The organism is Aneurinibacillus danicus (genome assembly GCF_007991215.1).
GTDB lineage: Bacteria > Bacillota > Bacilli > Aneurinibacillales > Aneurinibacillaceae > Aneurinibacillus > Aneurinibacillus danicus.
In genome coordinates this window covers 1-13,605 of the sequence record NZ_BJXX01000099.1, presented here as the reverse complement: position 1 = coordinate 13,605, position 13,605 = coordinate 1, and the positions used below count along the sequence as shown (strand labels likewise).

The window sequence follows — 13,605 nt, the reverse complement described above, 5'->3', positions numbered from 1 at the left end:
GATTTTCACAGAAAAAAGTTATATTTTCTGTATGACCGAAGAGACAGACGACCGCAATGAGGTGATCTGTTCGAGTTTTTCGAGCAAATCGGCCACCTGGAACGGCTTCTTAATGATCTCTGTATGGGTTAGCGAAAAAGCATAGGCTTCTTCGTCACCCGTCGATAAAAATAGGATCGGGGTATCAATGCCGCACGCCCGAATCCGTCCCCCGATTTGCAGCCCGTTCGTCTTGTCCAACTGTACACTAATAATGCATGCATCAAAGCTTTCATTCTGTAAAGATGCAAGGAAGGACTGTTCGTCCTCATAGCACTCGACTTCATACCCTTTGCGCTGGAGATTGTAGAGCAGCAATCGGACATGAAGAGGCTCGCTTTCCAGCAGAGCTACTCTCCCGTTTTTCATGTATTCCCCCCACCTTTATATAGGCTTATTATTTGTATATATGGATTAGCTCATTATCTAATAAAAGTAAGATGAAAAACAAAAAAACTTTACATAGAGTTAATAATATTATTGTACTACACCATGGTGGGTTCGGAAATGAATTTTATTTTGACACTGCTTCACTATCGTTATATGACGAAAAAAGACCGGGCCAGCTATCCGGTCTTGATGTGCTGAAACAATTGTTTCAAATATAAAACAACGTGAGAACAGAGCGTCCAGAGTGTTGAACAGCGTACAGGCACATTCACGATTTTCTTTTCTTTTTTGTTTATTGCTCTTCCCCCCTTCAAAAACTTTCCGGTTCAATGTCCGGGCTATATAAATGTTGTATGCACGTCAGGCTCTGGATGTTCCGTTTCCATCTACATATAGGAAGCACTGGAATGCAAAAGGATACATGAACAATTCGATACGTACCATTCGGGTATATAGTGAGTAGCGGGGGAACAGACCCGCTTTTTTTGTTTGCTGTGGGACTCTGGTTTCGTTTTGGGGCACACTATACGTACATCTTATCAGAGCGAAAAGGGGGCCTGGCAGTGATTAAGGAGATTAAGGATATACATAGAAATTTTGAGACGAAGAGCGAATGTGCGAACCGTCTGCACCACTGGGTGGAAAAGAACCGACGGTATACGGAGGAAGGAACGTGTGCGTCCTATATCCCGGCACTTCGGCATGCTGACCCGCACCAGCTTGGCGTGTGCATCATCGGACATGATGGAGAAATCATCAAAGGAGGCGAGGCGGATGTTGTTTTTACGATGCAGAGCGTGTCGAAAGTCATCAGTTTTATGGCTGTGTGTCTTACGCATGGTCTTGCCTATGTATTAAAACATGTCGATGTAGAGCCGACGGGCGATCCCTACAATTCCATCATGCGGCTCGAACTAAAGAAACCGGCTCGTCCGTTCAACCCGATGATTAACGCAGGCGCAATTACCGTTGCTTCCCTGCTCCCCGGCGTAACGAAAGAAGAAAAGTTTGCGGGGCTGCTCGATGTGTTGGAGATGCTGCTGGGCCGACGTCCGTCAGTAGATGAGGCTGTGTTTTTTTCAGAGCGGGAAACGGCCCATTATAATTTTGCACTCGCTCATTTCCTCAAAGCGGAGGGGTTTCTCAAATGTGGTGTAGAGGATGCGATCGATATTTATCTGCGGCAATGCGCGATTGAAGTAACGACCGAAGATCTGGCAAGGATCGGACTTGTGCTGGCATGCGATGGATACGATCCGCTATGCAGCAAGCAGGTGCTGCCTTCTGAACTTGCCCGATTGACCAAAGCGGTGATGCTGACGTGCGGCATGTACAATGCATCGGGCAAATTTGCCGCATTCGTTGGCGCACCGTCCAAAAGCGGGGTATCCGGCGGCATTATGACAGCCGTTCCGCCCAGACGGCATAAAGTGACTCCGTTTCACAACGGCTGCGGCATCGGCATCTACAGCCCGGCGATTGATGAGGCAGGCAACAGCGCGGCCGGAGTAAAGCTGCTGCAGCACATCTCGGCGGAATGGGAACTGAGTGTGTTTTAGAAATAGACTGGTAGTCTCTGAGCGCCGCATAGAACACCGGATCATACGGGATACGAAACGAGCGGGCAAGCTTCATCGACATCTTCCTCTCTTAGGGCATCTAAGTGGCCAGGGAAACGATCGATTTGAGGAAATACTGTTTTCACTATGTATATATTGCTTAATTTATTCCAATGATAAAAATATACTTTTACTAAATAAGGAGTAGTTTCATGGGATACGAAAACCAGGGGTTAGACTCTTTGATCATCGGTATTGACGTTGGTTCAACAACCGTGAAAGCAACCGTGGTGAATCCGGAAAGTAAAGAGATTCTTTGGTCAGATTATCAGCGGCACCATACGAAGCAGGCAGAAAAAGTCCTGGAATTCTTAATTGTGATTGGGAACGAATTTCCTCATATCAAGCAGGAGAACATCCGCGTATTTATGACCGGCTCCGGCAGCGGGCCGATTGCCGGGCACATTGGAGCGAAGTTTGTCCAGGAAGTAAATGCCGTTACGATGGCGGTGGAACATCTTCACCCTGATGTGGGAAGTGTGGTTGAGCTTGGAGGACAGGATGCCAAAATTATCATTTTTAAGGAAAACGAAGAAACAGGGAATAAACAGGCATTGACCTCCATGAATGACAAGTGCGCATCCGGCACCGGAGCTACGATTGATAAGTGCATGATTAAAGTAGGGATGCCTATGGAAGAGGTAGGCAGCCTGCACTTTGACGATACGAAATTGCATCATGTAGCCGCCAAGTGCGGTGTGTTTGCAGAAACCGATATCGTTAATCTGGTAAAAAGCGGAATTCCTTCCGCCGAAATTATGTGTTCCTTAGCGGATGCCATTGTCATGCAGAACCTCTCCGTTCTAACTCGCGGAAACACGCTCCGGCACCGTGTTCTTTTGCTGGGCGGTCCCAATACATACCTGCCTTTTCTGCAAGAATGCTGGCGAAAGCGGATTCCTGAAACTTGGGAAGAGCGAGGGTATGAGTATCCGAAAGACATGTCCGTTGATGAACTAATCTTTGTGCCTGAGAATTCGCAGTACTATGCCGCTTACGGTGCCGTCATGTATGGAATGCATGAACCGGTTGGCGTGGGCAGCTATACGGGGATCGAAAGTCTTAAGGAATTTATTGCTCACGGTCGAAAAGCAAAACTTGGAGAAAATGCCGGTCCGCCTCTGGTAAGCAGCAAAAACGAAATGGAAGAATTCCGCCGGAGTTATCGTATTCCCCGCTTTGAGCCGACTGCTTTCGTACCGGGGCAGAAAGTAAGAGCAGTAATCGGCCTGGACGGCGGCTCGACTTCTTCGAAGGCCGTTCTGGTTGATGAAAGCGGAAACATTTTGCTTAAGGAATACCAGCTCTCCAAAGGAAATCCGCTTGAAGATACAAAAGAGATGTTGAAACGAATTCGAGATACGGTGGCAGGTCAAGGAGCGGAATTAGAGATTATCGGCTTTGGCGCCACGGGATATGCGGCGGACGTTTTAGAGAAAACCTTAAAGGCCGATGTCAATATTGTGGAAACGGTTGCCCATATGATGAGTGCCGTTAACCAATTTGGCGATGTTGATGTCATCTGTGATATCGGCGGCCAGGACATCAAAGTGCTCTTTCTCAAAAACGGGGATATTCGCAACTTCAGGCTGTCCAATCAATGTTCCGCCGGAAATGGAATGTTACTGCAAGCCATGGCGGACCAGTTCGGTATTCCGGTTCAGGAATATGCGGATACGGCCTTTAGCGCACAGCTTTCTCCCAAATTTTCATACGGCTGCGCCGTATTTCTGGATGCGGACCGGGTGAATTTTCAGAAGGAAGGATATTCGAAAGAGGAGCTGCTGGCCGGTCTGGCTCTCGTATTGCCGAAAAATGTATGGCAGTATGTGGTTCAGATTCCACGCATGGCTGAATTGGGCCGCAAATTCGTCCTGCAGGGAGGCACGCAGTATAATCTGGCTGCTGTTAAAGCCCAGGTCGATTACATTAAACAGCGGGTTCCTGATGCAGAAGTATACGTGCATCCCCATCCGGGAGAGGCGGGAGCGATTGGTGCGGCCATGGAAACATTGCGCGTTGTAAAGCGGCGTGGGTATTCAACGTTTTTGGGGCTGGATGCGGCTATTAATCTGTATTACGTAAGCCGCAACGATGAATCGACCCGATGTACATTCTGTCCCAACCATTGCAGCCGAACCTTTATCGATTCCCAAACACCGGACGGGAACACAGCTCGCTATATCTCCGGTTTTAGCTGTGAAAAAGGGACCGTGGAAGACAAGGAAGCCGTGATCAAATTGACCCGGGAGCGGCAGGAACTGAAGAAGCACTATCCAAACCTGGTGGAATACGAAGCGCGCCGCATGTTTCAGCACTTCTACGATTCCGCGCCGCTGCCTGAGCCGGGTACGCCGGTAAACGATAGCCGATTGAAGCGCCGCTGGTTTGGATTGGGAGGAGAGAAGGAGATACAGTACAAGCACTATTTTGAGCGTTCCTCCCGTGAAGCGGCAGAGAAACGAAGCAAGATTCGTATTGGAATTCCTAAAGTACTTAACATTTGGTCTACCGCACCGTTTTGGCGCACCTATTTTGAGACGCTCGGCATCGACCCGCGCAATATCGTGTTCAGCGACAATACAAGTGAGGACATGTGGCAGGAAGGAGGGAAGTACGGCTCAATCGATCCTTGCTATCCGTCCAAGGTAGCCCAGGCCCATGTGCATAATCTATTGTTCAAACACCATAGCGAGCGTAAACCGCTCGAATATATCTTTTTTCCTTGTATTACGCACATTCCGACCCATCTGCATAACGTGATGGATTCGGCCAGCTGCCCCATCGTGGCTGGAGCTCCGAATGTAATCAAGGCTGCTTTCACGAAAGAAATCGACTTTTTTGCGTCAAGAGGAATTACGTATCTGGATCCGGCGGTTACTTTCACAGAACCAAATCTGATGAAAAAGCAGTTGTATGAGGCATTCAAGGAACACCTTCAGATTACAGAGGATGAGAATAACTTCGCTGCAGACGAAGCCTGGAAAGCTATGGAGTTGTTTGATACCGAAATGCAGGAGAAAGGCCGGGCGATCCTTGAGCAGATAGAACAAGAAAATCGCCTTGCTATCCTGATGATTGGACGTCCGTATCACTCTGATCCGGGCCTTAACCATGGTGTATTGGAAGAGTTTCAAGTGCTGGGCTACCCGATTTTGTCCATGCGCTCTATTCCAAAAGATGAGGCTTGGCTACACCGCTTTTTCAATGACGACCTGAAGAGCGGACGTGTCGATTATGCGTTGGAAGTGACCGATGTATGGCCGGAAAATTTCAGTTCCAACAGTGTGCAAAAAGTCTGGGCGGCCAAGTTTGCCGCACGTCATCCGAACGTGGCCGTGTTGGATCTATCCAGTTTTAAGTGCGGACACGATGCTCCGACCTATGGGCTGATTGATTCGATTATCTCAACCGCAGGCACCCCCTATTCGGCACTGCATGATATTGATGCCAATAAACCAAGCGGTTCGATTAAAATACGCGTCAAGACGTATGCGCATAGCCTGAGCCTTCATGAAGAGCGCTTAGAGGATTTGAGTCGTAAAAAAGCGGAATTGCAGCATCGCCTTGAGCAAAAACGCATGGAACTGCTGAGCCAGAAGCGAAACGAACAAGTTGGATTATATGAACACCAAAATATCTTTCAAGCAGGGAATTAAAAACATCGATACTCCATCAAAACAAGGAGTGAAGCATATCATGACTGTCACCAAAAACAGGGAACAATCCCGGCAGCATCTTTCTGCTGAGGATCAATTGCGTTTGTTTCAGGCGGAACAGGAAGCAGCGTTAGGTTTACAGGAAAAAAAGGACCAGTGGTTTGATCCCGTTCCCCGTCAGTTTCTACTTAAAGACAAGGCTGCCACGACCATTCTTTTCGGCGGGCTAACCATGGCTCAGGATTATCTGGTGGAAGGCACTTTAAAAGGGTTGGGGTACCGGGTGGAGCATTTGGATTGCCCGGACAATGAGTCGCTTCGTTACGGTAAGGAGTTCGGGAATCGGGGACAGTGCAACCCGACGTACTTCACGGTAGGCAATTTAATCAAACATCTCCATCACCTTCGGGATGTGGAAGGAAAATCAAAGGAGGAAATTGTCCGCAATTACCTTTTCATTACTGCTGGTTCTTGCGGTCCTTGCCGCTTCGGCACGTATGTCACGGAGTATCGGAAGGCTCTGCGCGACGCAGGGTTTGACGGGTTTCGGGTTCTTTTGTTCCAACAGCAGGAGGGGTTGAAACAGGCGACCGGTGAGGAATCGGCCCTTAAATTGGATACTTCGTTTTTTGTCGGCTTTCTGAAAGCGATCCTCCTGGGGGATGTTTTGAATGCATTAGGGTACCGCATCCGTCCCTACGAAGTGGAAGCAGGTTCAACCGATAAGGCTATCGAACGCTGCAAACAGTATTTGTACGATGCTCTAAGCGGGCGGAAGTGGCTGCTCCCGGCGTTGTTTAGATGCCGCAAGGAATTGCGCGCCGTTCAGGTAGATCGAACACAGGTGAAGCCTAAAGTGAGTGTTATCGGTGAGTTTTGGGCCATGACAACCGAAGGAGACGGGAATTATCAGTTACAGCGCTTTCTGGAGCAGGAAGGGGCTGAAGTTGAAGTGCAATCCATTACGGCCTGGATTTTATATCTCATTTGGGATGTACGCTATGACACGGCAAGGCGAATGGGGCTAAAGCAAGCGGATTCCGGACGTCATGGATTGAAAGGAAAAAATCCCCGTTTGCGTTTGGGCCTGTTATGGCTGGCTGAGCGGGCAGTTAGACTATGGTTTCAAATGTATGCACGAGCCATGGGTCTATACGGTTACCATCTCCCTGACATGGATGAAATTGCACGCGTTGCCCATGCCCATTATGATAATCACCTGCGCGGCGGAGAAGGACATATGGAAGTAGGAAAACTGATTCTCAACGTGGTGAAGCGAAAAGTAAATATGACCCTTTCCGTCAAGCCATTCGGATGCATGCCGTCTTCCGGCGTATCCGATGGCGTTCAATCGCTGATTACCGAGAAATATCCTGAAGCTATTTTCCTTCCGATTGAAACAACCGGAGATGGAGCCATCAACGTATACAGCAGGGTGCAGATGACGCTGTTTAAAGCGAAGCAGGCCGCACAGAGGGAGTTTGAAGAAGCCGTAGCAAAGAAAGGCGTTACAGCCAAACAGCTTCAGCAAATATCAGGCCATGCAAAGTTTGCTCATCCGCTGCGAACGAGACGTCACACTGTTGCTTGTACGGCAGCAAATGCGGTATATAGTATACGCGGGATGTTCAATTGGTTTTCCTTCCGGCGAAACAAAGAGGGCATTGAAGGGACGTAATTACGGTGTAATACAAAAACGGATTAGCCTCCAAATATTTTTTGGAGGCTTTATTTTGTTTCTGCATTGGAGAAGACGCCAGCATTTTCTTTGTTTCATTATGAGCAATTTGCTCTTAGTGTTTTTCAGCTTATTGGGAGAACCCGAGGAATAGTAACCAAACCGAATTGAAAAATAAATCGCATAGCCTGTCTTTTCTTCAAAATGCCCACATATAGTTTACTTAGAGATTTTTACTATATGGCCAGAAGGTGGAACGTATGAAGAAACGATGGATGATTATATTACAAATTGCAGCAACGTATATTGGTACCGTGGTTGGGGCAGGCTTTGCTTCGGGTAAGGAAATCGTAGAGTTTTTCACTGTCTATGGACCGATGGGGCTAATAGGTATCATAATAAGCGGAATATTGTTTATTTGGATTGGGACGAAGATGATGGTTTTATCCCATCGTATTGGTGCCTATTCCTATGAGGAATTAAACACCTATATATTCGGTAAGACGGCTGGTAGAGTAATTAATCTATTTACTCTGCTCATTTTGTTTGGTGTTACGTCCGTTATGTTGTCCGGGACAGGATCGGTTTTTGAGGAGCAATTAGGTTTTTCTTACCGATGGGGGATCTTTATCACCCTTGTTCTTTGTTATGTGGTCATGATGAAAGGGTTAGACGGCATTCTTGCCGTCAACTCACTGGTCGTTCCGATGATGGTTTTTTTCAGTTTTCTCATTGCAATGCCTTTATTTGAGCATAACGATATTTCTTTTCTTTTGCGAGCAAATGAACTGCAGGCTAATTGGAAACCGCTTGTTAGTCCTTTTGCTTATGTGGCATTTAATTTGGCTATGGCGCAGGCTGTTCTGGTTCCGCTTGGAAAAGAAGTAGAGGATGAAAGAATATTGAAATGGGGCGGTTTTTGGGGAGGAATCGGCCTTTGTTTTATGCTGATCTCCAGTCATTTTGCTCTTTATTCACTTCCAAACGTATCACAGTTTGATATCCCTATAGCCGAAGTAATTAAAGACTTTGGTGCATCCATGCATATTATATTTTTAATCGTAGTTTATGGCGAGATTTTCACAACATTAATTGGTAATGTATTTGGCATCTCACGTAAAATGCAAAAGTTATTTAACCTGCCGGAAAAATGGATTGTATTAGGTATTTTATTGCTCAGCTTTTTGATTAGCCAGGTTGGATTCAGTTCCTTACTTAGCTTCCTTTATCCTTTATTTGGTTACATAGGGCTATTAATCCTTTTCTTTATGGCTGTAAAACAATTACCCCCTAAATAAGATTTGGCAATTGCAAACGGTGAAGCCCGTTTCACTCCATAAATTCAAGTATTTTTTTCCAGGCTGCCGTTTCCATATTTTTATAATATGTATCGATCTGGTTGAACCAATTCTTCTTCTCTTCTTCGTTGTTTAAAACGCCCAATAATTGTTTTTCGTATGGTTCATGAGGATGAAGTCTATACGCTAACTTTTGTGATTCCAAATAACGCAGATTCATCTCCTCCTGGCCGGGCAGGGCGGAGTGGATAAAAATCAGAACTTTTTTCCATAGCGCTTCGCTTATTGTGACTCCACCAGGCTTGGTAATAATCGCATCCACTTGTTCATACCAGTCACTCATTTCCTCTCTTGATGAAACATAAGGAAGAGGTTGAATATGATCCATTTGCCAGGACATAAGGGTGTTAAGAAGGTACTTATTATTACCGCACAGAACGAAATAGTGAAAATTCGTCTTCTTCTTTATTTGCTGTAAAAGAGGAAGGATATGACCCAATCCATTACTTCCCCCTGATATAAGAATCTTATAAGAAGGAGAGGCTGTACGCTTCCGATTTGTATGATGAAAATGTTCATCTACCGGAATCCCGGTTACAAAAATACGATCTTTATGTATGTTGTTTTTTTGTATTAATTCATTCTTTAATGAATCTGTAGGAACAAAATGGTAATCGATTTCCCTGCGGCCCCAGATTTTATTAATAAAAAAATCTGTATAGACATTAATGACAGGGGTAGAAAATTTCTTCTGGGCTTTAAGCCTGCTGATTAAAAAAGAAGGAAATGCATGGGTACAGACAATTAAATCCGGTTTTTCTTCATAAAGCAGTTGTTCCATTCGCTCTAGAAATAACAGTTCGTACCACTTCATATGATAATGCTGCACAGGTGCTTCCGTACAGGCACAATGCTTGTATACCCGCTCGTATGTCTGCGGCGCATAATAAATCCATTTCATGTATGTGCCTGTCACGATTTTTTCCATCCACTTATTTACATAACTTAAAAAGTCAACTTTCTCACATGATATTCCATACAGTCTTTTTTCCAATGAGCGGATGAGGGCATCGGCAACCTGGTGGTGTCCAGAAGGCATCTGTAATAACGGCAAGAAAAGAATTTTTTTCATACTCGATGACAGGCTCCTTTATGCAAGAAAAATCTTCAGCAGTCTCAAACTCCGATACGTACTATTTCTACATGTTATGTTGTCTCGCATCCCTTTTTATAAACCAGTCACCAGCGCTTTTTTTGAATAAATTTTTGTAAAAAGAACAAAAAGATGGTTCTTTTCCGTTGTGGAAAGTGACCATCTTTTTTCTAAATACAAATATAAAATGACTACCTTACCGGTTATTAGAAGTAGTAACGGTACATATTTATGTTTGTTATCTCACATTAATAAATATATAAACAATCGTATCACCACATGCCGCATTCTATATGAAGGAGAACTCTTCACATGGATAAAATTGTAAAAATCTGGTCGTTTATGGACAGCTTTTATTTTCACTGTTCCCGGTTACAATACGTAAACCAAAAGGAACAAAATATTTTCCGTGTAAGACTTCTTACCTATCGTGGTAATGATCTTTCTCTGTCAAATGGAACATGTATACATCATAACGATGTTCTTCTTAAAATACATTTGCATAATTGTTTGCTTATGAGTGAAATGATGAATATTAAAAATGATACACGACGAGCTTTGTATGTTTATAATCGTGTCGAAGCATCGATGCCGGGTCTGGCAAACTTTATTTTCCAACATCCGAAGGAAAATATCATTAAAGGAGTTATCGGAATTACATTGCTATCCCGAGGAGTCAATCGCCTTGGATTTGAAGTAAAAGATATACAGAATCCTTACTATGAAAGGCTAAAACAACTATATATGAAACCGATGTTTGTTCTGTGCCATCATGAAAAGGGGAAATTACGGAAAAGGAAAAAACTGGTTCTAAAGTTCCTCGTGATGTCAAAAGAGCAACTATTAAGCAGGTATTTACAAAATATGTAGTCTCCATAATATGGGGTATGTGCAACAATAGAGTGAAAGGGATTACTAACTCATGATGAAGTCTATTTTTACTTTATGTGCTCTTATGGCTTTACTCCTTACAGTCTCAATTCAGTATCCATTGCACCAACATGCAAAGTATCAGGGAACAAAATTAACTGCTCCTGTACCCCACCATTCCAAGCATATCATTTTAGTTGTCATTGATTCTTTAATGGATACGCCCTTACAGGAAGCCATTAAACAAGAACGTGCTCCTGCATTGCAATTCTTAATAAAACATGGACAGTACTTTCCGAATGTGGTCAGCTCCTTTCCAACAATGTCTGTTACTATCGATAGCTCGCTTTTAACAGGAACGTATCCCGATCGTCATCGTGTTCCTGGACTTGTTTGGTACGATGAGAATGAAGGGCGTATTATTAATTACGGCAACGGAAAAAGAGAAATAGTAAAGCTTGGCGTTAAACCGGTGCTCCAGGATAGTCTGTATAAGTTAAACAATGAACATTTAAGTCAACATGTAAAAACGCTTCATGAAGAGTTAGCTGCAGATGGAAAACAATCGGCTTCTATTAATGCGGTGATTTACAGAGGAAGCTTTCCCCATCAGCTAAACCTTCCTAAGACCGCGGCATTTCTAAATATTTTACCAGAAAATTTAAAAACCTATGGACCTGCATGGTTTTCCTATGGTTCCCTCTCGTACGTGAATCCGAATAATCAGAAAAATTATATATGGCAAAAGTATGGATTCAATGACAAATTTTCTTCAGAAGAATTAAAATATCTTATTCAAAGTGGAAAACTTCCCCCTTTTACCATCGTATATTTTCCCGATAATGATCATAGCGTTCATAAAAACGGCCCCATGGATATAAAAGGAATTGAACAGGCCGATCGGCAGATTCAAGAAATTTTTGGTACCTATAATTCCTGGGAATCTGCAATAAAAAATGCGGTTTGGATTGTGATGGGAGATAGCGGTCAAGCTTCGATAGGGGGAAGCCGGAAGGAATCATTCATACGCTTGCCATCTCTTCTTAGTCTCTACCGAATAACAGAGTTAAGGGAACGTGTTCAGAAAGAAGACCAAATTCTTCTTTGTGTTAATGAAAGAATGGCATACATCTATTCGATTGATAAGTACGTACCGCTTGCAAGGATTGCTGGTCATCTTCAAAAGGATGACCGAATCGATGTAATTGCATGGAAAGAAGGAGAAATCATTCACGTTATAGAGGGAGGGAAGGAGGGTGTTCTTTCTTTCCGCCCAGGTGGGCAGTATGTCGACCCGTATCAGCAAAGATGGTCGCTGCAGGGCAAGCTTTCTATTTTAGATATATCGACCAAAGGTAACCAAATGACCTATCATGATTATCCCGACGCATTAGCACGATTATATGGCGCTCTCCATTCTCATCCTGGCCGCTATCTTGTTGTGACAGCCAGACCCGGATTTGAATTGGTTGGAGAGAGTTCTCCAACTCATTTGAATGGGGGCGGCCACGGATCGCTGCATAAGCAGGATTCACTTGTGCCTATGCTTGTTACCGGCACAGACTCCTCTCCAAAACATTTACGCATCGTAGATATTAAGGATTGGATTCTGAAAATGGACTAGCCCTCGCGTACCACAAACCAAATTGGAGGGAGTAGCTTGGAATTTAATGTAATGACGTTTAACATACACCATGGAAGGGGAACAGATGGAAAACTGAGCCTGGAGAGAATCGCTAAAGTGATTGAAGAAAGTAAGGCAGACCTGATCGGGTTGAATGAGGTGGACAGGTATTTTTCAAAGAGGAGTGAGTATATTGACCAGATATCCTGGTTGGCAAAACATTTGAAAATGAATCATGCTTTCGGGGAGGCAATTACATTACGCTCAAAGGATTCTACGGTGCACAGGCAGTATGGAAATGCCTTCTTGTCCCGCTATCCGATCGTATTAGAAAAAAATCATTTTTTCACCTTTAACTCACGAATGGCTGAAGGCCGATCATTGCTGGAAAGTCATGTTCAACTTTGCGAACGGTTACTCAAAGTATATGTCGTCCATCTTAGTCTAAATCCATTCATTCATAAACAACAAACAGATTTTATCATCGAAAAAGTTATGAATGAGCCTCAGTCTGCTGTTATTATGGGAGATTGGAATATGAGGCCGGGAGCTGGAGCATGGAAAAAAATGCTCAGGTATTTTAAAGATGTTTGCGATGCAGGCAAGGGGATGTGCTATACTTTTCCCTCATTTCGACCCAGATTTCAATTGGATTACATATTCGTCAGCCGCGATATATGTATCGCTTCAGCAGAAGTTATAAAAAAAATTCCTTCAGCTTCAGATCATTTACCATTAAAAGCAACATTACAGTTGTAGTTTGGCTACTATTGCTAATCCGTTCAGCAATGGAAAAGGGAAGAGCCTCAATACATAGGGATCTAAGTATTGAGGCTGCAAGTCGGATGTGCTGTACCCACCCGGTTACTTGGAACGCATTTTTTTCTGGATATCGTTGATCTGGCTCATGCTGATGCCGCTTTTTAAGAGCATTGGAATCAGTGTAAATGGGGACGGATTTTTGGCCAATTGCTTAAACTGCTGAGCATACCGGGTTAACTCCGCCTCGGAAAAGTTCTTGCCTGATGCCTTTCCGGCTTTCTTGAGGGCCTTTTTTACCGCCGCTTCGTCTGTCCACTTGTTCTTTGGAATTTCTTTTACGATTTTAATAATGGTATTAACGTCCATACAATCTGTTCTCCTCTACAATAGAATGAGATGACATATTATATGGTGCAGCGTGTAGAGCGGCAACGGTACAAGCGTACAATCTTAGTTTGTTTTTGCTGTGGTTAAAAGAAGATGCGAAACGAAAAAGACTGTCGGCTTTTGGCC

The 13,605-nt window shown here is 44.2% G+C and carries 10 protein-coding genes; 7 read left to right on the top strand and 3 right to left on the bottom strand.

Annotation, left to right across the window (positions count from 1 at the left end):
* Window positions 1–18: 18 nt before the first annotated feature.
* Window positions 19–408 carry a response regulator transcription factor gene (locus ADA01nite_RS11435; RefSeq protein WP_146810099.1) on the bottom strand — a complete coding sequence of 130 codons (390 nt, stop codon included), beginning with the start codon at window positions 406–408 and terminating at the stop codon, window positions 19–21.
* A gap of 596 nt (window positions 409–1,004) precedes the next feature.
* Here ADA01nite_RS11435 and ADA01nite_RS11430 point away from each other — a divergent pair.
* From ADA01nite_RS11430 to ADA01nite_RS11415, 4 genes are all read left to right on the top strand, one after another.
* The gene (locus ADA01nite_RS11430) at window positions 1,005–1,988 is read left to right on the top strand and encodes a glutaminase (RefSeq protein ID WP_146810100.1); all 984 of its coding nucleotides are present in this window, start codon (window positions 1,005–1,007) and stop codon (window positions 1,986–1,988) included.
* Window positions 1,989–2,200: 212 nt separating this feature from the next.
* A complete protein-coding gene (locus ADA01nite_RS11425; RefSeq protein ID WP_146810098.1) occupies window positions 2,201–5,707 on the top strand; it encodes a BadF/BadG/BcrA/BcrD ATPase family protein in 3,507 nt (1,168 codons plus the stop codon).
* A 40-nt stretch (window positions 5,708–5,747) separates the two neighbouring features.
* Entirely contained in the window at window positions 5,748–7,385 is a 1,638-nt protein-coding gene (locus ADA01nite_RS11420) for a 2-hydroxyglutaryl-CoA dehydratase (RefSeq protein WP_146810097.1), read from the top strand.
* 260 nt (window positions 7,386–7,645) lie between these two features.
* Complete coding sequence (locus ADA01nite_RS11415) at window positions 7,646–8,683, top strand: YkvI family membrane protein (protein ID WP_146810096.1); 1,038 nt, start codon at window positions 7,646–7,648, stop codon at window positions 8,681–8,683.
* 31 nt (window positions 8,684–8,714) lie between these two features.
* Here the strand turns inward: ADA01nite_RS11415 and ADA01nite_RS11410 are convergent, their stop codons facing one another.
* Entirely contained in the window at window positions 8,715–9,815 is a 1,101-nt protein-coding gene (locus tag ADA01nite_RS11410) for an MGDG synthase family glycosyltransferase (RefSeq protein ID WP_146810095.1), read from the bottom strand.
* 333 nt (window positions 9,816–10,148) lie between these two features.
* On the opposite strand from ADA01nite_RS11410, the gene ADA01nite_RS11405 reads away from it, so the two are divergent.
* Genes ADA01nite_RS11405 through ADA01nite_RS11395 form a run of 3 tightly spaced genes read left to right on the top strand, consistent with a single transcriptional unit; the run spans window position 10,149 to window position 13,089 of the window.
* The gene (locus ADA01nite_RS11405) at window positions 10,149–10,706 is read left to right on the top strand and encodes a YkoP family protein (RefSeq protein WP_146810094.1); all 558 of its coding nucleotides are present in this window, start codon (window positions 10,149–10,151) and stop codon (window positions 10,704–10,706) included.
* Between the two features lie 52 nt (window positions 10,707–10,758).
* Window positions 10,759–12,330 carry an alkaline phosphatase family protein gene (locus tag ADA01nite_RS11400; RefSeq protein WP_146810093.1) on the top strand — a complete coding sequence of 524 codons (1,572 nt, stop codon included), beginning with the start codon at window positions 10,759–10,761 and terminating at the stop codon, window positions 12,328–12,330.
* 36 nt (window positions 12,331–12,366) lie between these two features.
* Window positions 12,367–13,089 carry an endonuclease/exonuclease/phosphatase family protein gene (locus ADA01nite_RS11395; RefSeq protein ID WP_146810092.1) on the top strand — a complete coding sequence of 241 codons (723 nt, stop codon included), beginning with the start codon at window positions 12,367–12,369 and terminating at the stop codon, window positions 13,087–13,089.
* Between the two features lie 105 nt (window positions 13,090–13,194).
* On the opposite strand, the gene ADA01nite_RS11390 is transcribed toward ADA01nite_RS11395, so the two are convergent.
* Window positions 13,195–13,458 (bottom strand): hypothetical protein, encoded by a 264-nt coding sequence (locus ADA01nite_RS11390; RefSeq protein WP_146810091.1) that lies wholly within the window; start codon window positions 13,456–13,458, stop codon window positions 13,195–13,197.
* Window positions 13,459–13,605 lie beyond the last annotated feature (147 nt).